19 protein-coding genes are annotated in these 24,699 nt (G+C 62.8%); 13 read left to right on the plus strand and 6 right to left on the minus strand.

What is annotated here, in order from left to right; genetic code table 11:
* The first annotated feature begins 526 nt into the window (after window positions 1–526).
* The 6 genes from ABGM93_RS16785 to ABGM93_RS16810 all read left to right on the plus strand — a co-directional run bounded on the left by ABGM93_RS16785 (window position 527) and on the right by ABGM93_RS16810 (window position 8,287).
* Complete coding sequence (locus tag ABGM93_RS16785) at window positions 527–1,480, plus strand: branched-chain amino acid ABC transporter permease (RefSeq protein WP_321501407.1); 954 nt, start codon at window positions 527–529, stop codon at window positions 1,478–1,480.
* Window positions 1,481–1,484: 4 nt separating this feature from the next.
* The gene (locus ABGM93_RS16790; RefSeq protein WP_321501409.1) at window positions 1,485–2,564 is read left to right on the plus strand and encodes a branched-chain amino acid ABC transporter permease; all 1,080 of its coding nucleotides are present in this window, start codon (window positions 1,485–1,487) and stop codon (window positions 2,562–2,564) included.
* A gap of 117 nt (window positions 2,565–2,681) precedes the next feature.
* A complete protein-coding gene (locus tag ABGM93_RS16795) occupies window positions 2,682–4,004 on the plus strand; it encodes an ABC transporter substrate-binding protein (RefSeq protein WP_321501411.1) in 1,323 nt (440 codons plus the stop codon).
* Window positions 4,005–4,168: 164 nt separating this feature from the next.
* A complete protein-coding gene (locus ABGM93_RS16800; RefSeq protein WP_319775033.1) occupies window positions 4,169–5,011 on the plus strand; it encodes an ABC transporter ATP-binding protein in 843 nt (280 codons plus the stop codon).
* 903 nt (window positions 5,012–5,914) lie between these two features.
* On the plus strand, window positions 5,915–6,961 hold the full coding sequence (locus ABGM93_RS16805; RefSeq protein ID WP_321501414.1) for a ribonuclease T2: 1,047 nt from the start codon (window positions 5,915–5,917) through the stop codon (window positions 6,959–6,961).
* A gap of 93 nt (window positions 6,962–7,054) precedes the next feature.
* Window positions 7,055–8,287, plus strand: a complete 1,233-nt coding sequence (locus ABGM93_RS16810; protein WP_321501416.1) for an AMP-binding protein — start codon at window positions 7,055–7,057, stop codon at window positions 8,285–8,287.
* Here the strand turns inward: ABGM93_RS16810 and ABGM93_RS16815 are convergent.
* Together ABGM93_RS16815 and ABGM93_RS16820 are read right to left on the minus strand one after the other, a co-directional pair.
* The gene (locus tag ABGM93_RS16815; protein ID WP_321501418.1) at window positions 8,278–10,305 is read right to left on the minus strand and encodes a PAS domain S-box protein; all 2,028 of its coding nucleotides are present in this window, start codon (window positions 10,303–10,305) and stop codon (window positions 8,278–8,280) included. The two genes, ABGM93_RS16810 and ABGM93_RS16815, sit on opposite strands and share 10 nt — an antisense overlap.
* Entirely contained in the window at window positions 10,306–11,970 is a 1,665-nt protein-coding gene (locus ABGM93_RS16820) for an ATP-binding protein (protein WP_321501420.1), read from the minus strand.
* A 509-nt stretch (window positions 11,971–12,479) separates the two neighbouring features.
* Here ABGM93_RS16820 and ABGM93_RS16825 point away from each other — a divergent pair.
* Window positions 12,480–12,947, plus strand: a complete 468-nt coding sequence (locus ABGM93_RS16825; protein ID WP_319775038.1) for a response regulator — start codon at window positions 12,480–12,482, stop codon at window positions 12,945–12,947.
* A gap of 202 nt (window positions 12,948–13,149) precedes the next feature.
* Here ABGM93_RS16825 and ABGM93_RS16830 read toward each other — a convergent pair whose 3' ends face one another.
* Window positions 13,150–13,617, minus strand: a complete 468-nt coding sequence (locus tag ABGM93_RS16830) for a hypothetical protein (protein ID WP_321501422.1) — start codon at window positions 13,615–13,617, stop codon at window positions 13,150–13,152.
* A 560-nt stretch (window positions 13,618–14,177) separates the two neighbouring features.
* Here ABGM93_RS16830 and hemH point away from each other — a divergent pair.
* The 3 genes from hemH (at window position 14,178) to ABGM93_RS16845 (ending at window position 16,853) form a co-directional block, all read left to right on the plus strand.
* On the plus strand, window positions 14,178–15,266 hold the full coding sequence (gene hemH / locus ABGM93_RS16835) for a ferrochelatase (protein ID WP_321501424.1): 1,089 nt from the start codon (window positions 14,178–14,180) through the stop codon (window positions 15,264–15,266).
* 109 nt (window positions 15,267–15,375) lie between these two features.
* Window positions 15,376–16,389, plus strand: a complete 1,014-nt coding sequence (locus ABGM93_RS16840; RefSeq protein WP_321501426.1) for an SPFH domain-containing protein — start codon at window positions 15,376–15,378, stop codon at window positions 16,387–16,389.
* A 2-nt stretch (window positions 16,390–16,391) separates the two neighbouring features.
* Entirely contained in the window at window positions 16,392–16,853 is a 462-nt protein-coding gene (locus ABGM93_RS16845; RefSeq protein WP_321505979.1) for an NfeD family protein, read from the plus strand.
* A gap of 122 nt (window positions 16,854–16,975) precedes the next feature.
* Here ABGM93_RS16845 and ABGM93_RS16850 read toward each other — a convergent pair whose 3' ends face one another.
* The 3 genes from ABGM93_RS16850 to ABGM93_RS16860 form a co-directional block, all read right to left on the minus strand.
* Complete coding sequence (locus tag ABGM93_RS16850) at window positions 16,976–17,827, minus strand: flagellar motor protein MotB (protein ID WP_321501428.1); 852 nt, start codon at window positions 17,825–17,827, stop codon at window positions 16,976–16,978.
* A gap of 15 nt (window positions 17,828–17,842) precedes the next feature.
* Entirely contained in the window at window positions 17,843–18,610 is a 768-nt protein-coding gene (locus ABGM93_RS16855; protein ID WP_321501430.1) for a MotA/TolQ/ExbB proton channel family protein, read from the minus strand.
* A gap of 482 nt (window positions 18,611–19,092) precedes the next feature.
* Window positions 19,093–20,049, minus strand: a complete 957-nt coding sequence (locus ABGM93_RS16860) for a KpsF/GutQ family sugar-phosphate isomerase (RefSeq protein WP_321505981.1) — start codon at window positions 20,047–20,049, stop codon at window positions 19,093–19,095.
* A gap of 388 nt (window positions 20,050–20,437) precedes the next feature.
* On the opposite strand from ABGM93_RS16860, the gene ABGM93_RS16865 reads away from it, so the two are divergent.
* The 3 genes from ABGM93_RS16865 to ABGM93_RS16875 all read left to right on the plus strand — a co-directional run bounded on the left by ABGM93_RS16865 (window position 20,438) and on the right by ABGM93_RS16875 (window position 24,659).
* The gene (locus ABGM93_RS16865) at window positions 20,438–21,994 is read left to right on the plus strand and encodes an outer membrane beta-barrel protein (RefSeq protein ID WP_321501432.1); all 1,557 of its coding nucleotides are present in this window, start codon (window positions 20,438–20,440) and stop codon (window positions 21,992–21,994) included.
* 158 nt (window positions 21,995–22,152) lie between these two features.
* Window positions 22,153–23,364 carry a lytic murein transglycosylase gene (locus ABGM93_RS16870; RefSeq protein WP_321501434.1) on the plus strand — a complete coding sequence of 404 codons (1,212 nt, stop codon included), beginning with the start codon at window positions 22,153–22,155 and terminating at the stop codon, window positions 23,362–23,364.
* A gap of 101 nt (window positions 23,365–23,465) precedes the next feature.
* On the plus strand, window positions 23,466–24,659 hold the full coding sequence (locus tag ABGM93_RS16875) for a GDSL-type esterase/lipase family protein (RefSeq protein ID WP_321501436.1): 1,194 nt from the start codon (window positions 23,466–23,468) through the stop codon (window positions 24,657–24,659).
* Window positions 24,660–24,699: the final 40 nt, after the last annotated feature.

Genomic DNA, 24,699 nt, shown 5'->3' on the forward strand with positions numbered 1-24,699 from the left:
CCGTCCGCATCAGCGCCGGCCGCAGCCAAGAGCCCGGCCCAATTGCCTCTCCCGTGGGGAGAGATCGGAGCGCAGGTCCGGGTGAGGGGCGCAGGTCTCTCGTGGAGACGCGGACATCTGATCCCCTCACCCCAGCCCTCTCCCCATGGGAGAGGGAGAGATATCGCGGGTGTTACGGCATCGGGGATCAGCGGCTCGACCAGCGGTGAAGGTATCGCCGCGAGGCATGCCTCCTCGGGCCGAGAGTTCGCCTGTGGGCCGTCGTGCCCGTTCGCATCCGCGCCAGCCGTAGCCAAGCGCCCGGCCCAATTGCCTCTCCCGTGGGGAGAGGTCGGACCGCTGGTCCGGGTGAGGGGCGCAGGTCTCTCGTGGATACGGGGACATCTGATCCCCTCACCCCAACCCTCTCCCCATGGGAGAGGGGGCAATATCGCGGCTGTTGCGGCATCGCGAGCCGGTCGACTGCCTGTCCGTGCGCTGGCCTTTATCACAGCTTTCTTCGAGCGAGCATCAGGGAACACGCTCCATGCTCTATGACATTTTCATCGACCCGTTCGTCCAGATGGCCGCCCAGCCGGACTTTCTGCTCCAGGTGCTGTGGGAAGGCTTCGTGGCGGGGATTCTCTACGCGCTGATCGCGCTCGGTTTCGTGCTGATCTTCAAGGCCTCGGGCGTGTTCAATTTCGCGCAAGGCATCATGGTGGTGTTCTCCGCGCTGACCCTGGTGGGGCTGCACGAAAGCGGCGTTCCCGCCTATCTGGCGCTGCTCATGGCCATCGCCGTGATGGGGCTTCTGGCCTATACGGTGGAGCGGGTCGTCATGCGTCCGTTGGTCAATCAGCCGGAAATCATCCTGCTGATGGCAACCATCGGAATGACCTATTTCCTCATCGGCTTCGGCGAATTCGTCTTCGGCGGCGAACCCAAGGCGATGATCACCGAGGAACTGGGCCTGCCCACCGGCTCCACCGCCTTCGAAATCGGCGAGCGGGGGCTTCTCATCCTCCAGCATATCGATATCGCGGCAGCGGTCATCGCCATCATCATGGTGGCGGGGCTCGGGATCTTCTTCAACAAGACGCGGATCGGCCGTGCGCTTCGCGCGGTGGCCGATGACCATCAGGCGGCCTTGTCGGTGGGCATCTCGCTCAATCAGATTTGGGCCATCGTGTGGTTCGCAGCAGGCATCGTGGCGCTGACCACCGGCATCATGTGGGGCGCGCGGTCCGATGTGTCCTTCGCGCTGGAGATCATCGCCTACAAGGCGCTTCCCGTCCTGATCCTCGGCGGCTTCACCTCCATTCCCGGCGCGATTGTCGGTGGTCTCGTCATCGGCTTTGGCGAGAAGATTGGCGAGATCTACTGGGGGCCGCTGGTGGGGGGCAGTATCGAGAGCTGGCTCGCCTACATCATCGCGCTGATTTTCCTGCTGTTCCGGCCTCAGGGCATGTTCGGCGAACGCATCATCGAGAGGGTGTAGGGCCATGTTCTATCGTGAAGCTGGTCAGTTCAAGACCACCTACCAGGCCGATCAGGCGATCTTCCCTCTGCGCCAGGACCGCATCGGCATTGCTGTCATCGCGTTTGCGGCCTTTGTGGTCGTTCCGGCCCTGGCGACAGACTTCTTCCTGACCTCGGTGATGACGCCGTTCCTGATCTTTGCGCTGGCCGCCATCGGGCTCAACGTGCTGACGGGCTATGCGGGGCAGCTGTCGCTGGGAACCGGCGCGTTCATGGGCGTGGGGGCCTATGCCGCCTACAAGCTCACCTCCATCTTTCCCGAAGCGAACATCATCGTCGTCATTCTGGCGTCGGGCATTTTCTCGGCCTCCATCGGCGTGGTTTTCGGCCTGCCGTCCCTGCGTATCAAGGGGCTCTATCTGGCGGTGACGACGCTCGCGGCGCAGTTCTTTCTGGAATGGTGCTTCATCCGCATTCCGTGGCTCTACAACTACAATGCCTCCGGCGCGATCGAGGTGCAGCAGCGTGAAATGGCGGGTCTGATCGTGACCGGGCCAGCCGCAGCACCCCTGACGCAATACTTCATCGTCCTGTGCGTGACCGTGGGGCTCACCTGGTTCGTCTCCAACCTGATCCGGGGCCGGATCGGGCGTCAGTGGATGATGATCCGCGACATGGATATCGCAGCCGAGCTCATCGGCGTCCGTCCGCTCACCGCCAAGCTCTCCGCCTTCGCGGTCTCGTCCTATCTGTGCGGCGTGGCTGGCGCGATGATGGTCTTTTTCTGGCTGGGTGCGGCGGAGCCGTCGGCTTTTGCGATCTCGCTGTCGTTCCAGGTGCTGTTCATGACGATCCTGGGAGGGCTCGGCAGCCTGATCGGCTCCTATATGGGGGCGGCCTTCATCTGGGTTCTGCCGGTGGCGCTGCGCATGATCCTGCCGTCCGTCGGCTTCGATGTGGCGGCGGAAACGGTCGAGCATCTGACTTTCATGATCGTCGGCGCGCTGATCATCTTCTTTCTCATCACGGAGCCGCACGGGCTTGCCCGGCTGTGGCAGCTTGCCAAGGAGAAGCTGCGCTACTGGCCGTTCCCTTATGGCTGATCCTGTGCCGGGGCCGGCATCCGCCCCGCACAAACCTCACCCGGGCATGGAGCCGGCCCGACAGTGACGCTGAGAGGCTCCAACCCGGAGAACATTTCCGGAGGAAGGGAGGAAACGATGAAGAACACCTTGTTGGCCACAGGCCTCGCTGCGGCGGTCGTCGCCGCCAGCTTCGCCGTGCCGGCCGCACAGGCGGAAGACAGCATCTACGTTCCGCTGTTCACCTACCGCACCGGCCCCTATGCGGGCTCCGGCATTCCGATCGCCAACGGCATGGAGGACTATTTGTCCATGCTCAATGAGCGCGATGGCGGCATCGGTGGCGTGAAGATCGAATTCGATGAATGCGAGACCGGCTACAACACCCAGAAGGGGGTGGAGTGTTACGAGACGGTCAAGCCGAAGAACCCGGTGATCCTTTCGCCCTATTCCACCGGCATCACCCTCCAGGTGATCCCGAAGGCGTCCGTTGACCGCATCCCGGTTCTTTCGATGGCCTATGGCCTGTCGGCGGCGGCCATCGGCAAGACCTTTCCATGGATCTTCAACGCGCCGGATACCTATTGGGACGGCGCATCGGCCATCATCAAGGACATTGCGCGCCGCGAGGGTGGCCTTGAGGGGCTGAAGGGCAAGAAGATCGGTTACATCTTCCTCGATGCCGGTTATGGCCGCGAGCCGATCCCGCTGCTGGAGAGCCTTTCCAAGCAATACGGGTTCGAGATGACCCAGTATCCGGTCGCGGGCAAGGAAATGCAGAACCAGTCCTCGCAGTGGCTGAATGTGCGCCGTGACCGTCCCGACTACATGATCATGTGGGGCTGGGGCGCGATGAACCCGACCGCGGTCAAGGAAGCGACCAAGATCCGCTATCCGATGGATCGCTTCTACGGTGTGTGGTGGTCCGGCGGCAATGACGATGCGGCTGCCGGTGGCGAGGCCGCCAAGGGCTATCGCACCTTGAATTTCAACGGTGTCGGCAAGGACTACGGCGTCATTCAGGACATCAAGAAATATGTCGTCGACGCTGGCAAGAGCCAAGTCGAGCCCGCGAAATTCGCCGACAATCTCTACAACCGCGGCGTCTACAACGCGATGCTGATCGCGGAGGCGATCCGGACCGCTCAGGAATATTCCGGCAAGAAAATGGTGACGGCGGAGGACGTGCGTAACGGTCTTGAGACGCTGAACCTCACCGAAGCGCGCATCGAAGAAATGGGCATGACCGACTTCATGGCCCCGCTGAAGATGTCGTGCGAGGACCACAATGGTCACGGCCCGCTTTACATCGTGGAGTGGGACGGAAAGGACTGGAAGAAGGCCAGCGAATGGTTCACGCCGATGACCGACGTCGTCCAGCCTCTGCTGGAGGCTGCTGCGGCGGAATATGTCGCGTCCAACTCGCCCTGGCCGGAGCGGGATGTGCCTTGCGCCCAGTAAGGGGCCTGTGCCGCGCATAGCCGCGCGGCATCCGACAACCGGGGCGCGGGTCCATCCGCCCGCGCCTCCTTTCCAAGCACCCGGGCTCTGATACTCGGGTTCCGGCATTCGGGATGGCCGGACCCGGTCCCGGCAGGAACGGCTCACCCCCAGGAACGGCGACCATGACGCAGCACGCACCCCAAGCCGCCAGCGAAGTTGCTGGTGATACGATCCTCGCGGTCAACAATATCGAGGTGATCTACGATCACGTCATTCTCGTGCTCAAGGGCGTGTCCCTGAGTGTGCCCAAGGGGGGCATCGTGGCGCTTCTGGGCGCAAACGGCGCGGGCAAGACGACCACGCTGAAGGCGATCTCCAATCTTCTGCGCGCCGAGCGTGGCGACGTCACCAAGGGCAATATCCGCTTTCATGGCGAAGAGGTTCAGGCGCTGTCGCCCAACCAGCTGGTGCGGCGCGGCTGCATTCAGGTGATGGAGGGGCGTCATTGTTTCGGCCATCTGACGATCGAGGAAAACCTTCTGACCGGCGCTTATACGCGGCGGGATGGCGCGAGCGCGATCCGCGACGACCTGGACATGGTCTACACCTATTTCCCACGCCTGAAGGAGCGCCGCCAGAGCCAGGCGGGCTACACTTCCGGCGGCGAGCAGCAGATGTGCGCGATCGGGCGTGCGCTGATGTCCCGGCCCGACATGATCCTGCTGGACGAGCCGTCCATGGGGCTTGCACCTCAGCTCGTCGAAGAGATTTTCGAGATCGTGAAAGAGCTGAACGGCACACAGGGCGTGTCCTTCTTGTTGGCGGAGCAGAACACCAACGTGGCTCTGAAATACGCCACCTACGGCTATATTCTGGAAGCGGGCCGGATTGTGCTCGATGGCGATGCCAAGGCGTTGCGCGAGAACGAGGACGTGAAGGAATTCTATCTCGGCGTGGGCGGCGAGGGGCGTCGCTCCTTCCGGGCCGTGAAGCACTACAAGCGCCGCAAGCGCTGGCTGGCGTGAGGCGGCGGGAACGTCTGCGGCCTGTCGGTTATCCGCGATCCCGCAAGGGGCACGATGGTTCCCCTTCTCCCACGGGGAGAGGGTTGGGGTGAGGGGATGGGGTGCGCGCGTGGATACGGAAGGGCCTGTCACCCCTCACCCGTCGCATTCGCGCCGACCTCTCCCCTTGGGAGAGGTGATGGGGCCGGTCTCTTCATCGGCGCGTCTGGCTTTGCGTTGAGGTTGCTGTCTCGGGCTGTCGGTTATCCGCGATCCCGCAAGGCGCACGATGGTCCCCCCTCTCCCATGGGGAGAGGGCTGAGGTGAGGGGATGGGATGCTGCTTGGATACGGAGGGGTCTGTCACCCCTCACCCGTCGCATTCGCGCCGACCTCTCCCCCTTGGGAGAGGTGATGGGGCCGGTCTTTTCATCGGCGCGTTGGGCTTTGCGTTGAGGTTGCCCTCTCGGGGCTGTCGGTTATCCGCGATCCCGCAAGGCGGACGATGGTCCCCCTCTCCCACGGGGAGAGGGTTGGGGTGAGGGGATGGGATGCGCGCGTGGATACGGAGGGGCCTGTCGCCCCTCAACCGGCGCATTCGCGCCGACCTCTCCCCTTGGGAGAGGTGATGAGGCTGGTCTTTTCATCGGCGCGTCTGGCTTTGCGTTGAGGTTGCCGTCTCGGGTCTGTCGGTTGTCCGCGACCCCGCAAGGGGCACGATGGTACCCCCTCTCCCATGGGGAGAGGGCTGGGGTGAGGGGATGGGATCTCTCGTGGATACGGAGACACCGATACTCTCATGCAGAGCTTCGCTCCGGTCTCTCCCTATGGCAGAGACGCGCGCGCGGGCTTTTCCTTTTCGCTGAGCCCTGCCACCATACATGTGACGCCATTCGGGCCAGGACCCCGCGCCTTGGGAGCTTTCATGCTGAACCGGATTTATGCTGCATTGGCAGCCCTGCTGATCGCGCTTCCGCTTGCCGCACAAGCTGAGGTCGCGGTTGAGGGGCGCTTCGTCGCGCGTCTTGCCTGTCCCGCGACGCAGAACATCAAGGCCGGGACCAATCCAGGCAATGTGATGACGCAGGCAGAGCGCAGCTATCCGGTCCATGCGGCCAACCGGCGCGATGCGACCCATTACCGGATCGAGGTGGAGGGCGCGGAGCCGCGCCTGCGTTGGGTGGCGGCCGGATGTGGTGCGCATCTGGTAACGGGCGCCGCCAGTAAGGATGAGGCAGTCGTGCCGCGCGTGTCCCCGCTTGAGCCCGCAGGTCGGTCCAAGTCGCGTCCGCAACCGACATGGCATGAGGCCGGGGTGCCGGAATATCTGCTGGCGATCACCTGGGCGCCCGCTTTTTGCGAAACCCATCGTTCGAAGCCGGAATGCCGGAGCCAATCGCCCGGGCGTTACGATGCACGGCATCTGTCGCTGCACGGGCTGTGGCCACAACCGATCGGCAACTTCTATTGCAATGTGCCCGCAGAGCAGAAATCGCTCGATGAATCCGGGCGCTACGGTGCGCTCGATCCGATCCCGCTGAAGCCGGAGACCCGACGCCAGCTTGAGCGCGTCATGCCCGGCACGCGGTCAAACCTTCATCGCCATGAATGGATCAAACACGGAAGCTGTTTCGGCAACAGCGATCCTGACGCCTATTTCCGGGCCTCGATCGCCATGGTTGACGTAATCAACGGCTCCGCCGTGCGCGATCTTCTGGCGGCCAATGTGGGCGGGCAGGTCACGGCGCGCAGCATTCGCCACGCCTTTGATGACGCCTTTGGTCAGGGAGCGGGATCGCGGGTCGCCATCACCTGTGACAGGGGTATGATCCGGGAATTGCGGATCGAACTGCGCGGGCACGCGGACGAGCATACGCCCCTTGCCGATCTTATCCATGCCGCAGAGCCCGTGCCGGAGGCGCGTAGCAATTGCCGAAGCGGGCGGGTCGACCGGGCTGGATTCGAAGGCTGAAGCCTGGGGCATGTACATGAGGGGGATGGAAGCCTTTGAGGCTTCCGAAGGTCCCTGGACAGGAACTTCGGGCCGGGAGGAGACCAGAGTCAGATGAATGAGAAATTTGATACGCGCGAAACGCGCGATCCGCAGGAACGCGAGGGAGAGCTTTTCCGGCGGTTGCCGGGCTTTCTTGCAAAGGCGGTTTCCGCCGCGCCGGGCCTTGCCGCGCATCTGGAGAACATCGATCCGACGCAGATTACCTCGCGCGAGGCTCTCGCCCGCTTGCCGGTGCTGCGCAAGCCCCAGTTGATGGCGGCCCAGAAGGCAATGCCGCCCTTTGGCGGGTTCGCGGCGTTGGGACGTGCTCCGGAGCGGGTGTTTCTGTCTCCGGGCCCGGTCTGGGAACCGCAAGGCGCAGGCGCCGATCCCTGGGGGGCGGCGCGCGCGCTTTATGCGGCGGGGTTTCGGCCCGGCGACATCGTGCACAACTCCCTAGCTTATCACATGACGCCGGGTGGCTTTATCCTCGATCTTGGAGCGCGGGCCTTGGGCTGCACAGTCTTTCCCGCCGGTGCGGGCATGACGGAAATGCAGGCGCAAGCCGCCGCGGCGCTTCGTCCACGCGGCTGGTGCGGTACGCCGGACTACCTGAAGGCGATCCTTGAAAAAGCCGATGAGCTCGGCCTCGACTGCTCCTCGATCAAGGTGGCGCAGGTCTCCGGCGGAGCTCTGTTTCCCTCGCTCCGCGAGGACTATGCCGCGCGCGGCGTCGCGGTCACCCAGTGCTATGCGACCGCCGATCTCGGCGTCATCGCCTATGAGAGCGAGGCGCAACAGGGCCTCATTCTCAACGAGGATTTCATTCTGGAAATCGTGCGCCCAGGCACCAACGATCCGGTGCCGGATGGCGAGGTGGGCGAGATCGTCGTGACCTCGTTCAATGCGTCCTATCCGCTGGTGCGTTTTGGCACGGGCGACATGACGAAAGTGGTTGGCGGCCAATCGCCGTGTGGCCGCACGAACACCCTGATAGCGGGCTGGATGGGGCGGGCCGATCAGCGCACCAAGGTGAAGGGCATGTTCGTCGATCCCGAGCAGGTGGCGGACGTGATGAAGCGTCACCCGGAGGTTGCCCGGGCGCGGCTTGTGGTCTCGCGCGCCGATGAACAGGATGTCATGAGCCTGAAGATCGAGGTGCCGCCGGGGGCGGATGGTCTGCCGGATGCGGTGGCCGCCACCTTGCGTGAGGTGACGAAGCTCGGGGGAACCGTGGAAGCGGTCGCGCCGGGCTCACTCCCCAATGACGGCAAGGTGATCGAGGACGCGCGCGATTACGGCTGAGCGCGCCCGTCCGCCTCATCGGTGACGATGGCCGGGGCGGGGATGTGACGGTGGATGATCTGGTGGGCGGGTATCTCGATGGTGAACATCGTTCCCGCGCCATCCGGGTTTGCCGATGCCGTTATTTGCCAGCCATGCCCCTCCACGATCGACTTTGCGATGGCAAGGCCAATGCCGACCTCGCTGGCGACCGGGTCCGCGCTTGCGTGCGAGGGACTGCGGCGGGCAAAGGGTTCAAAGATGCGATCGCCCTGCGTGCCGGGCAGCCTTGACCCGTTGTCGGTGATGGTGAGCAGAGCGGAGCCCTGCTTCAGGGGGCGGCTCTCGATGCGCAGGCCGCGCGGGCTTTCACCTTGCGTGCCGGACAGCGCGAATCCCAAAAGGTGATGGAAGAGGCTGGACAGCGACTTCGGGTCGCCGGTCACCTGGGGCAGAGCCGAAATCTCGATCTCCGCCTCGATCGGCGGCACGATGGAGGTCAGGGTATCGCTCACCAGCCGGTTCAGGTCGACGGGCAGGCGCTTGACGCCGCGCTGGGTCTCGCGGGTGTAGGTCTGGAGGTCGTTGACGAGCTTGGTCAGGCGGTCGGAGGATCGCTTGATGACTGTCAGCGGATTGCGCACGTTCTCGTCTTCTATCCCGGAAAGGGATTCGGTGAGGACATCGCCGAACAGGCGGATCTTGCGCAAGGGTTCCTGAAGGTCGTGGGCGGCGATGGCGTTGAAGCGCTTCAGTCCCTCGTTGGTGCGATGCAGCCCCTCGTTGAGCCTGGCAAGCGAACGCAGGGCGCGATTGCGGTCGGTGACATTGTTGATCACGGCGAGCACGGTGAAGGGAAAACTGCTGGATCCCACCAGCGTGGACGCCTCCACCTCCACCAGTGTTCCGTCGGCGCGCACCGTGGTGAAGGGAACATCGACAAAGGGATTTTCGATCAGGTCGAATATGTTGTCGGGAAGGTCTGCCTTGCTTGCATCCGTCAGGTAGTCGGCGATCGGCCGACCGATCACCTCCTCGCGCGAATAGCCCAGCGTATCCGTCCAGGTCTTGTTGACGTCGGTGATCCGCATATCGGCATCGACGGTGTGCATCATGATCGGCGAGTTCTGATAGATGAAGCGGTACTTTTCCTCGCTCCCCCGCAGCTCCGCAATCCTGCGCCGCCGCATGAGCGCGTAGGACAGCCACTGCACCAGAATGCGGATCAGCTGGATGTCTTCGTCCTTGAAGGGGGCGTCGCGCGCCTCCGGCGATGCGAAACTGAGCGCCCCGTAGAGTTTCCCGTCGACATGGATTTCCGCACTCAGGAAGCTTCGCATGTTGAGCCGTTTGCGGAAGGGGGCGTCCGCATAGGGGGTCTTGAAGATATCCTGGATGGCAACGATGCTGCCGCGCGAATGGGTGATGGAGGTGTAGGAGTATTCGAGCGGTACGGTCGCGCCGATGGGCGAGATGTCATGGCGGACCTGGAATTCGGCGGTCACCCCTTCCGGGCCGCAGCGGCTGATGACGCCGGCAGTCATGCGAAAATAGGCGTGGCCAATCTGCAGAATACCCTCCACGACCTCGTCGGTGTCGAGCGAGCGGTCGTTGGTGATGCGGATCAAGTCTTCCAGCGTTTCGTTGTAGCGATACTCCTCGGTGACATCCCAGAACAGGATCAGGATCTTCTCCAACGCGCCATCCGCATCGAAAACCCCGTTCAACTGCCAGATGCGCCGCCTTTCGCGGTGATGCAGGACCTGCAGGACCGGTCGCGAGGTCACGTTCGGCTGCGACGGGGAGAGGCGGCCAAAGTAGTCTCGGGTCAGCCGCTCTGTTTCTTCGTTGGCCCGTTCAAAGATGGAGCGCCCGATGATCTGCTCATGCTCCAGTCCGAACGCCTCGCAATAGGCCGGATTGGCCTCCAGCATGACGCCATCCGCTGTCAACAAGGTTGCGGGCATGGGCAGATCCTGCAGCGACGCCAAGTGCGCAGCGCCGTCGATCGGGTCGGGACCGGATCTTGCCTTTGCCACTCAGGACCTCTTGTCGTTTCTGGGGGAGGGGACGTCATCCGGATTTTGCCCGGCGGCTGCCGCCGTATTCGTCTGGATGACGAAATCGGTGCCCGGTTGATCGTCGCGCGCGTGTGCGATGACCTTCCAGCCGTGACCCTCGACAATGGAACGCACCAGCGCCAGCCCGATGCCTGTTCCCGTCGTTCGGGAGGCATGAAGGCGCACGAAGGGTTCGAAGATCTCCTCTTGCGCGCCTTCCGGCAGTCCGATGCCGTTGTCGCGCACGACGAGCTCGCAATTGCCCTGTTTGCACTTGCGGGCGAACACCTCGACCTCGGGCGGGCGTTCGGGATGGCGGTATTTCAGGGCGTTAAGAATGAGGTTATGGAAGACCCGCTGGAGTGGCACCGCATCGCCGTTGACCTTCGGCAGGGGGGCAATCTTCACGTTTGCCTCGGTCTCGCGGATCAAGAGGGCCATGTCGCCAAGCACTTCCTCAATCAGCGGGTTGAGGTCGACCGGGTCGCTCGCATAGCCGCGCTCGCTTTCGCGTGAGAACGCCAGCAGATCGCGTACCAGCCTGGACAGCCGCTCGGCCGCACGCGTGATCACTTCAAGGGCATGGCCGGTTTCCGGATCGCAGTCTTCCGGCAGGTGTTTTGCGAGCTGATCGCCATAGAGGCGTATCTTGCGCAGCGGCTCTTGCAGATCATGGGCGGCAACGGTGTTGAAACGCTTGAGGTCCTCGTTGGCGCGCATGATGGCGCGGTTGGCGGCGTTCATTTCTTCGCGCAAGCGGTTGCGTTCGCTCATGTCCACCCAGACGCACAGGATCGGCAAATCCTCTGCGGAAACGGCCAGTGAGGAGAGCTGGGTGGCCAAGATGACGCCGTCGCGGGTGATGAAGTCGAGATTCTGGGTGGCAATCGTCAGCGGTTGGCGGTCGAGCGGTTCGGCGTCAAGAGCCTCACGCGATTGCGGTGTGACGAAGTCGGCCAGGTTGCGCCCGATCACCTCGCGCAGATTGTAGCCGAGCCGCTGCAGCCAGGCTGCATTGACGTCAAGCAGCCGCCCCTGCTTGTCCACGACCGCCATCATGATCGGCGCGTGCTCGAAGATCCGGTGATAGCGTTCCGCGCTCACCTGAAGCCCGACATAGAAGAAGTGCTTTTCCAGCGTGTAGCCGATCCAGCGGGCGATCAGCCGGCAGAACTGGATCTGTTTGTCGGAAAAGGGCTCCGTGCGCGCTTTCAGCGTGCCGAAATTGATGATCCCGTAGAAGCGGTCGCCGACATAGACCTCGGAAGCGATGGTGCTTTGGAGCGGCAGGTTCTCGTAGAAGGGGTAATTGACGTATTCGGTCTCGCGGATGTCGTGAATGGCCACCACTGGCCCGGCCCGCAGGACCAGATCGACATAGGATTTTTCGCGCGGGAAGGGGTGGCGTTCGCGCAGGTGATCGAGATGGAAGTTGAGCACCAGAGGATTGGCCAGATCGCCCTCCAGCCGCGTGATGCCGGCGAGGTCGGCGTCGAAATACTTCACGCCCACAGACAGGATCATGCGGGCACGCTCCTCCTGGCTCTTTCCGACGTCGTTCGAGATGCGCATCAGGTCTTCCAGCGCATTTCGGTAGCGCAACTCTTCCGCGATGACACGGCCGACTGCAACCGCGTCAATCAATTCGCCATGCGAATCAAAGCGCCCCTTCAGGCTCCATTGCGCCCAGCAATTGCGCCCCTGTCCGTCAGTGACTGGAAACTCCAGGACGGTCTCGGGGCTTTCAACCGTCAGACCGGCAATTGTATTGCGGATCCGATTATGGCTCGGTGACGGAACGAAATCCAGAAGATTACAGCCCTCTGGCAGGGGCTTACCGCAACGGAAGATAACGCAATAGTGATGATTTGCAAAAGAGATCGTGCTGTCCGGCCTCAATCGCAATGCCGGAGTGGGAAGAAAATTAAGGTCGAAGTAAAATGGCTGATTTCCGTCAATCCCGGCAACCTTGCGGCAATTTTGCAATGATTAACGCCCTCTTCGCCTCACTTGATCAAAGCCGATTCTATTGTGGAACCTGTCCATTCGACACTATAGTATTTTGTAACGAAGTGGGAAGCTGTCTGTGCGACATTGCCGTCGAGTGAGGTCGGTCGTCGCATTGTTACTATTAACGGTGAGGTTTCTGGTTCATGGGTACCGCGTCGGACAAGAAAGAACATGCAGATCCGCTGGTGGATGCGCGTGTCTTGCTGGTCGAAGATGACCCCGACGATATTCTGGTCATAAAGCGCTCCCTGCGGGATGCGCCGATCCGACTGGAGTTGAAAGTCTGCGAGGATGGCCGCGAGGCCTTCGAGTATCTGGAACAGGCTGCAGCTGACGAGAACGCCCCACCGGATCTGATCATCCTTGATCTGAACATGCCGGTGGTGGACGGCACGACCTTCCTGCACAAGCTGCGCGCGCATGGACGGCTGCATTCGGTGCCCGTCTGTGTGCTGACCACGGCGACAGACGAGGAAACCATTCGTCGCGCCTATGAAAGCGGGGCCAATGCGGTGGTGTCCAAGGTCGACACGCTGGAAGGCATGAGCGCGATCCTCAACACCATCGTGGAGTTCTGGTTCTCCACTGCCCGGCGCTATTACCTGGATTAAGCTGTTTCGATCCGGCCGGAGGCGGGTATCGCATTGGATTCGCCTGATGTCGGTCTTGCGCCGGGATGAGGGCGGTTGCTCTGTGGCGGGACAACAGATGGCGGCGGGGCGAAAGGCCGTGTGCCGCCGGACGACGTGCCGCCCGACGACGTACCGCCCGACGACGTACCGCCAGGGGCCGCCGGTCGCGGCCTCTTTCGTTTCAACGTGCAGGCAGGTGCAGCAGGCGCGCGGGCGGCTGGGTCTGGTGGTCGTCGAGTGTTCCGTAGATGCGCCTTGCCCGCGACGCGACGGGGAAGCGGCGGTTCCAGATTGCGCCTGCCGCGTCGATGCGGTCGTTGAGGATGCGCGCGGTGCAGGGCGTGACGACGATTCCGTCGAAGCCCAGGGCGCCTGCGTTTCTGGCATGGTCGCGGTCGATGCGGTCCGTGCTCAACATCGCGGTCATGTTGCGAAATCTGGGCTCGCTCGACTGACGCAACGCGCGGATCAGGCAGCCGATGGCGGGAAGGCCCAATCGTCGGTCGATGATCACCAGATCGAAACGCTGGGCGACAAGCGCGGACAGGGCGTCGGCGAGATTATCGCAGCCGACGATGCCGTTGCTGCCGATCTCGGTGACCAGCGCCGTCATCCGCCTGCGCCCGAAAGCTTGCGGATCGATGATCAAGACGTCTCCGAGGCCGTCCCGATCGAACGGGTCGTTCAATGCCATGGCGCCTGTCCTTGTCTATGTCGCGCCTTGCGGGCGCTGTTGGCCGCAATCTTGATGCGCAAGTCTGAAAAATACTTGAAGATCAGTCTATTGGGTAATGCTTAAGTCGTTGCTCTGATGGACGGCGTCGGGGCAGGCCCAACCGGCGGCCGGCATGGCGCGGGCTTGAGATATGCGCTATGTCTGGCTATCGCAGGCGCACGGCTCAAACGGGGGACGGGGAGGTCATTGCTTGGGGGGCCACGACAGGCGATCCATCCTGCAAGGACTGGCGGGGAAGGCGCATTTCGGGTCGCGCGAAGCGGTCCGGGAAGCGGAGCGTCCCGCACCACGCCTGGCGCGGGAGGAACACGAGAAACGCCGTTGCGAAACTTGCCCTCGAAAACTTGCCAATATCGTGGTCATGCCCATATTCGGCTTTCAACCGGTCCATGTTCAGCTTTCAGCCCGAATGCCGGATCCCGCCCGCCCCGATTATCGCTGCCCATCCCGACTGAGGAGCAATGCGTAAAGCCATGACAGAGACCACGGTCCAGTCCGTCGCAACAGGCCGGAGCCCGGCTCAGCCCTCCTCCAGCACACTGCACCTTCCCGCCGATCACCCGAAGGTGGCGGTCGGCAAGGTGGGCGTGCTCTTGATCAATCTCGGCACGCCGGACGGCACGGATTACTGGTCGATGCGGCGCTATCTTTCGGAGTTCCTGTCCGACAAGCGGGTGATCGAATGGCCGCGGCTGCTGTGGTATCCGATCTTGTATGGCATTGTGCTGATGCGCCGTCCGTCCAAGTCGGGCGAAGCCTATGCTTCCATCTGGAACAAGGAGCTTGACGAGAGCCCGTTGCGCACGATCACCCGCGCACAGGCCGAAAAGCTCGGCGAGGCGCTGTCCTCTTCGCCCGAGGTGGTGGTGGACTGGGCCATGCGTTACGGCAATCCCTCCATCGCGGAACGTCTCAATGCGCTGGCGGCGGCAGGGTGCGACCGCATTCTCGCCTTTCCCCTCTACCCGCAATATTCCGCTTCCACGACGGCCACGGTGAACGACAAGGTGTTCGAGGTGCTGCAGTCCATGCGCTGGCAGCCGGCGCTGCGCACGGTCCCCGCCTATCATGACGAGCCGATCTATATCGATGCGCTGGCCAATTCGATCGAAACGCATCTGGCGAGCCTGGATTTCGAGCCGGAGGTGGTGCTGGCGTCCTTCCACGGCATTCCGCAATCCTATTTCGACAAGGGCGATCCCTATCACTGCCATTGCCAGAAGACGGCGCGGCTGCTGCGCGAGAGGCTTGGCTGGGACAAGGACCGGCTGCGGATCACCTTCCAGTCGCGCTTCGGCCCGGAGGAATGGCTTCAGCCTTACACCGACAAGACCGTGGAAAAGCTGGCGCGCGAAGGCGTGAAGCGTCTCGCCATCGTCAATCCCGGTTTCGTGACCGATTGCCTTGAGACGCTGGAAGAAATCGCGGGCGAGAATGCCGAGATCTTCCATGAACATGGCGGCGAGAAGTTCTCCCATATCCCCTGTCTCAATGACAGTGAGCAGGGCATGCGCGTGATCGAGGCCGTGGTGCGGCGCGAGCTTGGCGGCTGGGTTGCCTAGCAGCGGGCACTCTGATCTTTTCCCCGTGCGCATGAGCGGGCATAGTCACGCCCGTGCGTCGACTGTATCGCGGCGGTTTTAACGCCGATCCTCTTTGCGGAGATCTTCCATGGACTTTCTGACCGGCTCAGACGTTTTCATTATCGTTCTTTTCCTGCTCGTGGTGCTTGTTTTTGCCGCCGGGGTGAAGACGGTGAGCCAAGGCTACAATTACACAATCGAGCGGTTCGGAAAGTACACCCGCACACTTCATCCCGGCTTGAACCTGATTGTTCCGTTCTTCGATCGCATCGGCAACAAGATGAACATGATGGAGCAGGTTCTGGACGTGCCGTCGCAGGAGGTGATCACCCGCGACAACGCCACGGTGACCGTGGATGGCGTGACCTTCTACCAGGTGGTCAATGCAGCGCGCGCCTCCTACGAGGTTCTGGGGCTGGAAAATGCCATCCTGAACCTCACCATGACCAATATCCGCACCGTGATGGGGTCCATGGATCTGGACCAGCTTCTGTCCAACCGCGACGAGATCAACGCCCAGCTTCTGCGCGTCGTCGATACGGCTGCGGAGCCGTGGGGCATCAAGATCACGCGCATCGAGATCAAGGACATCAACCCGCCGCGCGATCTCGTGGAGGCGATGGGCCGACAGATGAAGGCGGAGCGCGAAAAGCGTGCCGCCATCCTGGAAGCGGAAGGCAAGCGGCAGTCGGAGATCCTGAAGGCGGAAGGCCAGAAGCAGTCGCAGATTCTGGAGGCCGAAGGCCGGCGTGAGGCGGCTTTCCGCGATGCGGAGGCGCGCGAGCGCGAGGCGGAAGCGGAAGCCAAGGCGACCACCATGGTCAGCGAGGCGATCGCGGCGGGTGACGTTCAGGCCATCAACTATTTTGTCGCCAACCGCTATGTGGAGGCGCTGGAGGCGATGGCCAAGTCGCCGAACCAGAAGACGCTCATGCTGCCGCTGGAAGCGACCTCCATTCTCGGTGCGCTGGGCGGTATCGGCGAGATCGCGCGTGAGACCTTCACGGGCGAAGCGCCGGCATCGAGCAATCGGCGTTCCGGCCGTATTCCCGCCACGCGCTCCGGCGGGGTCGGGCAGACCTCGGGAGATGATCGTCCGTGAGCCTGTTCGCAACCATCATCGGCCACCTGGGGCCTTGGAGTTGGCACATACTGGGCCTGTTGCTGCTCGGACTGGAGATCCTCGCGCCGGGCACCTTCTTCCTGTGGTTCGGCGTGTCCGCCCTGATCGTCGGCACGCTGGCGATCTTCGTGGACCTCAGCTGGCAGGTGGAGGTGGTGATCTTTGTCGTGATCGCCTTTGCCTGCCTGTTCGCCGGCCGTCGCTATATCCTGCGCAATCTGCGCGGGGGCGAGCGGGAAGGGGAACCTGGCCTCAATCGTCGCGGCGCGCGCTATGTGGGGCGTGAATTCGTGCTGAGCGAACCGATCCGGCAGGCCTCGGGACGTCTGCAGGTCGATGATACGGTGTGGCGTATCACGGGACCGGATCTGCCCGAAGGCACACGGGTGCGTGTGGTGGAGGTGGACGGGACGGTGCTTCGGGTGATGACGGCCGAGGAATAGGGTCGCGCTTTTCCCCAGGGCCAGACAGAGCAGATCGGAGGCCCCTCAGGCCTCCGCAGACAAGAGCGATGAGGAGCGTTGTTCTTCTCATCCTCCCGGGTATTTGCCCGGCTTGGCAATCGTCAGGGCTTGTAGTCGATTGGCAATGGCGGGCTTTCATTCATCAGCAGGATCGAGATCCGCCGATTGGCCGCCAGATAGGGGTCGTGGGGAAACAGCGGATCGGTGTCGGACTTGCCGACCACCGCAAAGAAGCGATCGTCCTTCACGCCGTATTCGGACAGGATCTGGCGCGCGGCATTGGCGCGGTCGGCGGAGAGTTCCCAGTTGGTGTAGCCCGATCCCTGAACGCCGCTTCCCGACATGGTGTGCCCGGTGATCTTGATGCGGTTGGGCATGCTCATCAGCACGGGAGCCATCTTGGACAGCAGGGTGCGGGTGGTCTCGTAAGGGTATTTGGAGCCTTCCGGGAACATCGAGCGGCCATCCTGGTCGACCAGCATGATGTTCAGCCCTTCCTCGTTCTCTTCGATCACGAGATTGGACTGGAACTCCGTGATTTCCGGCATTTCCTGCCAGGCCTGACGAATGGAGGCGGCGGCGGTCGCGAATTGGCGCGGGCGCTCGATATTCGCCTTTTCCACGTCGTGGGTATTGGCTTCCGGGCCCTGTTTGGAGCGCCGCTCATGGCGCTCGGTGGCGAAATCGGACTCTTCTTCCTGCGGGCGCTGGGAGACGTCCTTCATGAAGTTGCGGATCGGGATGCCGGACACTTCGATGATGCCGTTGCGGCGCGAGTTTTCCTTCACGCCGAAGGCGTCCTTCATGGACCCGGCGACGACCTGCAGCTTTTCCTTGTCCTGAATGGAGAAGGAGATGATGAGCACGAAGAAGCATACGAGCAGGGACATGAGGTCCGCGAATGTCACCAACCATTCGGGAGCGCCGCCGGCTGCTTGTTTTTTCTTGGCCACTGGTCGTCCTCCGCCTTACGCGGCTTCCTGGAAGTCGGCTCTGCTCTTTTCCGGCAGATAGGCGATAAGCATCTCGCGGATGATCGCCGGGCTCTTGGACTCGCGGATCTGCATCACGCCGTCGATGATCAGCGTCTGGTTCAGTTCCTCGATGTCGAACTTGCTGTCGAGCTTGTCCACCAGCGGCAGACAGACCGCATTGGACAGCAACGCCCCGTAAAGTGTCGTCAGCAAAGCCACCGCCATGGCGGGACCGATGGTGGAAGGGTCATCCATGTTGGCAAGCATCTGCACGAGGCCCACCAGTGTGCCGATCATCCCGAAGGCGGGGGCGCTGTCGCCCAGCGCCTTGAAGACGCGCTTGCCTTCCGACAGACGCTCAAGGAAAAGGTCGCGTTCGCGTTCCATCGATCCCTTGATGAAATCGCCGTCATAACCGTCGGCGATGTACTGCACACCACGGGCCAGCGTCGGCTCGGAAATCTCGACATTTTCCAGACCCAGCGGGCCGGACTTGCGCGCGATGTCGGCAAGTTCGGAGATCTTCTCCACCAATTCGCGCGGATCCACCTTCTTGTGCGAGAAGGCGACCTTGGAGCCGAGCACGAGCGCACCGCCGATGCCGCCGATGGGAAAGCGGACGAGGGTTGCTGCAAAGCCGCCGCCGATGACGATGAGAATGGACGGAATATCCACGAACTGGCTGAAGCTGCCGCCGACAAAGATCGCCGCAAGGACGACTGCCATGGCCCCGACAACGCCGATGATACTACCCAGATCCATAACCGAATGTCGCTCCTCAGACAGACGCGCATCAAAGGGACGCGCCGTCTATCCTCGTTTACGTTAAGACTCAGTGGTTTACCGACGAGTGCCCCGACCTGAGCGTGGTTTCCCGATCTCTTTATGTCCCGATTGTTCGCGCCACAATAGCGGGAGCGTCGCTAAACAATTGCTAATCGCGGCCGCAAATAGCTGCCAGAAGCACTTCGCCATGCTTATGGTTTACAAAGGGAAAACGCGGAGGCCTTGCAAGCGGATTTTTGCAATGTGGGAAGTGTCATGAATTTCTTCGCAGGTCGTCGTCCTTCCTGCGAAGAAATGGCCGAAATGCGCGGGGCCGCGGGAGTGGACCCGGCCCGGCCCAGGTGCAGCCCCCCCGAATATAAGCGCACTTTCCAGCGACGCGATCCGGTTTGCGCGCATGAGCCTGCAGTCTTGTCGGGGCACCCGCCTGAAGGGAGCGCCCCGCGCAGGGTGCGATGCTAGGCCGCGCCGACGCGCAGCAGATCGTGGAAATGCACGATGCCGATCGGACGGCCATCCTCGACGACGAACAGCGCGGTGATGGAGGAGGTGTTGATCTGTTCGAGCGCGGAGGCGACGAGCAGGTCGGGGGCGACGACCTTCGGAGACGGCGTCATGATCTCTTCCACCGTGCGGTCGAGGAAATTGCTGTCGATATGGCGGCGAAGGTCACCGTCGGTGATGATGCCGACGAGCTTGTGCAACTCGTTGACGATACCGAGACAGCCGAAGCCCTTCTGCGTCATCAGGACGATGGCTTCGCGCACCGGCGTGCCCAGCGGCATCAGCGGCAGGTCGTCCCCCGTATGCATGATGTCACGCACCAGGCGCAGGCTGGCGCCCAGCCGTCCGCCGGGGTGGAAGACGGAGAAGTCCTTGGCGGTGAAGCCGCGCGATTCCAGAAGCGCGATGGCCAGTGCATCGCCGATCGCCATCTGGATGATGGTGGAGGAGGTGGGGGCGAGCCCGAGCGGGCAGGCCTCATCAACGCGCGGCAGATCGAGACAGACATCGGCGGCGCGGCCCAGGGCGCTGTCCTTGCGCGAGGTTACCGCGATCAGCGGGACATTGAAGCGGCGCGTGTAGGCGATGGTGGGGGCCAGTTCCTGTGTTTCGCCCGACCACGAAATGGCGATCACCGCGTCGCGCTCGGTGATCATGCCGAGGTCACCGTGGCTGGCTTCGCTTGCATGAACGAAGAAGGCAGGCGTTCCGGTGGAGGCGAAGGTGGCGGCCATCTTGGTGCCGATATGACCGCTCTTGCCGACGCCGGTCACGATCAGGCGGCCTTCCGTCAGTTTGCCGATGACATCGACGGCCCGGGAAAACTTGGCCGAGAGGCCATTGCCGAGGGCGGCGCGCAGCGCCTGGATGGCGGCGATTTCGGTATCGAGCGTACGTTCGGCGGAGGCGATCCAACCACGGGCGCGTTCATCGGTCGAGGCTTCCGCCTCCGATCCGGGTTTGTTTTCCGGGTTCAACTTCGAGCATCCCTGTCTGAAACGGCGCGGCCAAACCAAAGCGGTCTGCATCGCTGACACGCGCCCGTCAGGCGCGCATTCATGCGTTTCCGCGTGCGCCCTGTTTCGCATTCTTTGCCCTGAACATCAAACATTTGCGGCAATTGCGAGACGAACGCGCCGGGGGGCGGTGCAAAGCTGTGCACGGGCCGGTGAGAGCCTGTTACAACCGACTGCGGTCGTGACGTCATTTACAAGACAAAATTAACCAAAGTTTTTCACACTCCGGAAAGTATGCCGGGCTGTGTGTCCGGCCTGTTTCGCGACCGGATCACATAGGCGAATGAACCGCATCCTGCCCGCATTCTGCGTGATGGCCGTCGCAACGGCCGCCGCTGCACAGACATCTGAATCGGCATACGATTCGGATTTCCTGCGCGGCACGCTGGAGACTGGGCAGCCGGGAGGCGATGTCGAGGATGGCGCGGCCGGCGATGATTTCCTGATTTTCGACGGGGCGAGCGATGCGGCTGCAAGCAATGCAGCCGGTTCCAAGGTGTCCCCGGGAGCTCAAAAGGCTGCCTCCGACAATAAGACGGCCTCTGGCAATGAGGTGCGTGGTTCAGGGCGAACGTCGTCTGCCAACAGGATCACCGATACCCGTGCCGGGCCGGTTCCCCCCTCGCGGCCCATCCAGTCCGCCGGACCGCTGGCGCCGGTCGCGCCTGCCGCGCCGTTGACGACGGGCTCCATCGGGGCGGCCACGGACAGGGATGCGCCCTTCGGCGGCGATACCTTGCGCGACCAGCCGCAGGGCATCCGCGTCGGCACGTTTCTTCTCTATCCGGAACTGATCCTGCGTGCAGGCGCGAGTTCGAACGTGGAAGGCGTTGCGGGCGGCGAGGGCGGAACGCTGGCGCGTGTGGAGCCTTCCTTGCGTCTTTCCAGCGACTGGGATCGCCATTCCCTTGAAGCGACGTTCAGGGGCACATTCACCGGCTATCCCGATCCGCCAGCGGGGACATCCTCCAGCGAAAGCAGTGCCGAGGCGTCGGCCACGCTGCGCATCGACGCGGGCGAGGTGACGACGCTTGAGACGCGCGCGGGCTATACGGTTTCACCGGAATCGCAGTCGAGCCCGGAAAGCGCGGGCGGGGCGAAGCGCACCTATCAGCACGGCGTGAGTGGCTCGCTGGCGGTGACGCGCGATGCGGGGCTCGTCGCGGTGACATTGCGCGGCAATCTCGACGCGACGCTCTACAGCGGCGGGACAGAGGTTGGAAACCGGGACAACATGGTCGCCTCCGGGTCGGTGCGGCTCGGATACAATCTGCGCGCGACCCTTTCACCCTTTGCCGAGGCGACCGTTCTCGGACGCTTCTTCGACGACGGTTCGAAACGCAATGCGAAGGGCTATGCGTTGCGGTCGGGCCTTGGCCTCAATGCGGGGCCGAAACTGACCGGCGAGGTCGGGATCGGCTGGCGTTCCGAAGATCTTGAAGGGGCCGTTTACAAGAAGCTGCAGGGACTTCTGGCCGATGCGGATCTCGTCTGGTCGCCGTCCCGGCTCACCACGGTGCGGTTGAACGCATCAACGGCCTTCGAGGCCTCATCCCTGGCCGGAGCGTCCGGGTCTCTCGTGCATTCGGGCACCCTGTCGGTGGCGCATTCGCTGACAAATGACCTCGCCGTGACGGTGTCGGGCGGCGTTGCGCGGCGTGACTATCAGGGCGTCGAGTTGAGCGAGCTGACCTATACCGGCAGCGCGTTGGCGACCTATGCCATCTCCGACATCGCCGCCTTGCAGGCGCAATACAGCTTCGAGCGGGTCGACAGCTCGCGGGTCGGTCAGGATTACAACAGTCACACGATCGAAGCAGGGGTTCGCATCCGGCGTTGAGGCGGAGCTGGATGGTTGGGGGCGACCCCGCCATTCCTCTGCCGGATTTGCCGGGGATCCTGTTGTTTCGATCGCCAGATGAACATCGATTTTCGGATAACGGAGTAGAGATGCTTTCCATGGCAAAATCCGCCATTCGATCCTTCGACGGACGTTTCTTGCGATCACGTGCCGCGCGCATGGCTGCCGCCATGCTGGTTGCGGCCACACTCGCGATCCCGGCGCAGGCCCAGTCCGGCTTTGATGGCTGGAAACGGGCCTTCTGGCGTCAGGCACAGGCCGCCGGTATTTCCAAGACGACCTACGATCACGCCATGCGTGGCGTCACGCTCGATCGGGAGGTCATTGCCAAGACGGACAATCAGGCAGAGTTCGTGCGGCCCGTGTGGGGCTATCTGGAGCGCACGGTTTCCAGCTCGCGTATCGAGAACGGGCGGGAAAAGCTCGCCCGTTACGGGCCCGTGCTCGATCAGATCGAGAAGTCCTTCGGCGTCGACCGGCATGTGGTCGTGGCCATCTGGGGCATGGAATCCTCCTATGGCGCGGTGCTCGACAACGACAAGATCATGCGCTCGGTCATCCGCTCGCTGGCCTCGCTCGCTTTTGATGGCGGACGCTACAAGAAATTCGGGCGGACGCAGCTCGTCGCCGCGCTGAAGATCCTCCAGCGCGGGGATATCGATCTGGCGGGCATGACCGGCTCGTGGGCGGGGGCGATGGGCCATACCCAGTTCATTCCCACCACCTACAACGCCTATGCGGTCGATTTCGATGGCGATGGGCGGCGCAACATCTGGGGCTCCATCCCCGATGCGCTGGCCTCCACCGCGGCCTATCTGAATTCCTCAGGCTGGGAGCCGGGCAAGACATGGGGCTACGAGGTCCAGTTGCCGAAGGGCTTCAACTATGCGCTTGGCGATACCCGCAAGAAGCGCACATTGGAGGAATGGTCGAAGCTGGGCGTGACGCGCTCCATGGGCCGCTCTTTCCCGCGTCCATCCGACGAGGCTTACCTGCTGGCGCCGGCCGGCGCGCGCGGCCCGGCCTTCCTGATGTTGAAGAATTTCGATGTCATCAAGCGTTATAACAACGCCGATTCCTATGCGCTGGCGGTGGGCCATCTTTCCGATCGTCTGCGCGGCGGCAACGCTTTCGCGCGCAACTGGCCGGACGGCGATCGCCCGCTCAATGATGAGGAGACCAAGCGCATGCAAGCGCTCCTCAACAGCCGCGGGCACAGTGCCGGAACCGTGGATGGCAAGGTCGGCAACCAGACCCGCGCCGCCATTCGCTCCTATCAGCGCCGTCGCGGCATGGCTCCCGACGGGTTTGCCAGCCTGCATCTTCTGGAGCGTCTGCAGGGCAGCTAGGCTTGGTCTTTCCCGGTGACAGGCCGGTGTTTGGCGGATGGATGGCTTGCGCGCGCCCGTGGCCGGTATATGGTGCGCGAAAAGGCAAAAACGGAGCAATCATGCGCGCGTCGGGCATTCGATCTCTCGGTCTGGTCGTGACGTTTCTGACGACGCTTGGCGTTGCCGGAACAGGGACCGCCGCGTCCGCCGCACCCGCCACAGCGGGTTTGTCCGGCCCGTCCTCCGTCTCTGCGACACTGACGGTGATGAAGCCGTCGACGTCCGCCCCCTCTCTTCAGGATGGCCAGATCGTGCTCGCCCAGAACGATCGCGGCTGGCATCCGCTGTCGCCCTTGTTGCGGTTATTCCGGGGTGGGCGCAGTTCCCGCCCCACGCGAAAGCTGCGTGAGCCGGAAAGGCCCAAGCGCTCGATCACCCGTGCGGTGCCCACCCAGCCCAAGGTTGTGGAAGAACCGAAAACCGAGAATGCGCGAACGGTTCTGGTCGTTGGCGACAAGATGGCCGAAGGGCTCGCGCGCGGTCTGCAGGCCTCCTATGCAAAGACGCCGACCATCAAGGTGGACAGCGAAATTTCGCGTTCCTACGGGCTCTTGCGCGAGGCCGACCCCGACTGGCCGACACGCATCAAGGCGCGTCTGGAAAGGGGCGAGGCCGATGTTGTGGTCGTGATGCTGGGCACCGATGATCGCCGTGGCCTCGTGCTGGATGGTCAGCGCACGAATTTCCGCGATCCGGCGTGGCAGGAGGTCTATCGGGCTCTCGTCCAGAGGACGGTCGCATCCGTTCGCGATGGGCGCAGGCCGCTTGTCTGGGTGGGGCTGCCGCCGGTCAGCGGCCCCGATCGGCGCTCCGACTTCAGCTATCTGAACGATTTCTACAAGGAGAAGGTGGAAACCGCCGACGGCATCTTTGTCGATATCTGGGAAGCGTTCCTGTCGGAGGAGGGGAAATACACCTCCTTTGGCGCCGACGTGGATGGTCAGCGCCAGAGGCTGCGCACCAATGATGGCCTTTATTTTACCTGGCCGGGCTATCGGAAAGTCGCGTTCTTCGTCCAGCAACGTCTTGCGCGAATTCTGGGGGAAGGACCGGCTCTGGAACTGGCCTTTCCAGGGGGCGACAGCAACGTTGTCCTTTTGACGGGCGGCGCGTCGCGAGAAGAAACGCTGGCGGGCGAGGAGATCGCGCCGGCGATCCCAACGGAAGGCTCGCTTCAGCACAGGTTGATCGTGGAAGGGCGGGCGTTACCCAGGGTTGAAGGGCGTGTCGACGACTTCCGGCGGACAGAATAGTCGCAGCAAGGCGCCTTCTTTCGCTACGATATTTTTACCT

Origin of the sequence: Breoghania sp. (assembly GCF_963674635.1) — a bacterium.
Classification (GTDB): Bacteria; Pseudomonadota; Alphaproteobacteria; order Rhizobiales; family Stappiaceae; genus Breoghania.

Excerpts from the sequence above, each read along its gene's own strand:
- ABGM93_RS16855 (WP_321501430.1), bottom strand. The coding sequence starts at position 18,610 with ATGGATCTGGGTAGTATCATCGGCGTTGTCGGGGCCATGGCAGTCGTC.
- hemH (WP_321501424.1), top strand. The coding sequence starts at position 14,178 with ATGACAGAGACCACGGTCCAGTCCGTCGCAACAGGCCGGAGCCCGGCT.
- ABGM93_RS16795 (WP_321501411.1), top strand. The coding sequence starts at position 2,682 with ATGAAGAACACCTTGTTGGCCACAGGCCTCGCTGCGGCGGTCGTCGCC.
- ABGM93_RS16865 (WP_321501432.1), top strand. The coding sequence starts at position 20,438 with ATGAACCGCATCCTGCCCGCATTCTGCGTGATGGCCGTCGCAACGGCC.
- ABGM93_RS16810 (WP_321501416.1), top strand. The coding sequence starts at position 7,055 with ATGAATGAGAAATTTGATACGCGCGAAACGCGCGATCCGCAGGAACGC.
- ABGM93_RS16785 (WP_321501407.1), top strand. The coding sequence starts at position 527 with ATGCTCTATGACATTTTCATCGACCCGTTCGTCCAGATGGCCGCCCAG.
- ABGM93_RS16800 (WP_319775033.1), top strand. The coding sequence starts at position 4,169 with ATGACGCAGCACGCACCCCAAGCCGCCAGCGAAGTTGCTGGTGATACG.
- ABGM93_RS16790 (WP_321501409.1), top strand. The coding sequence starts at position 1,485 with ATGTTCTATCGTGAAGCTGGTCAGTTCAAGACCACCTACCAGGCCGAT.
- ABGM93_RS16875 (WP_321501436.1), top strand. The coding sequence starts at position 23,466 with ATGCGCGCGTCGGGCATTCGATCTCTCGGTCTGGTCGTGACGTTTCTG.
- ABGM93_RS16805 (WP_321501414.1), top strand. The coding sequence starts at position 5,915 with ATGCTGAACCGGATTTATGCTGCATTGGCAGCCCTGCTGATCGCGCTT.
- ABGM93_RS16825 (WP_319775038.1), top strand. The coding sequence starts at position 12,480 with ATGGGTACCGCGTCGGACAAGAAAGAACATGCAGATCCGCTGGTGGAT.
- ABGM93_RS16840 (WP_321501426.1), top strand. The coding sequence starts at position 15,376 with ATGGACTTTCTGACCGGCTCAGACGTTTTCATTATCGTTCTTTTCCTG.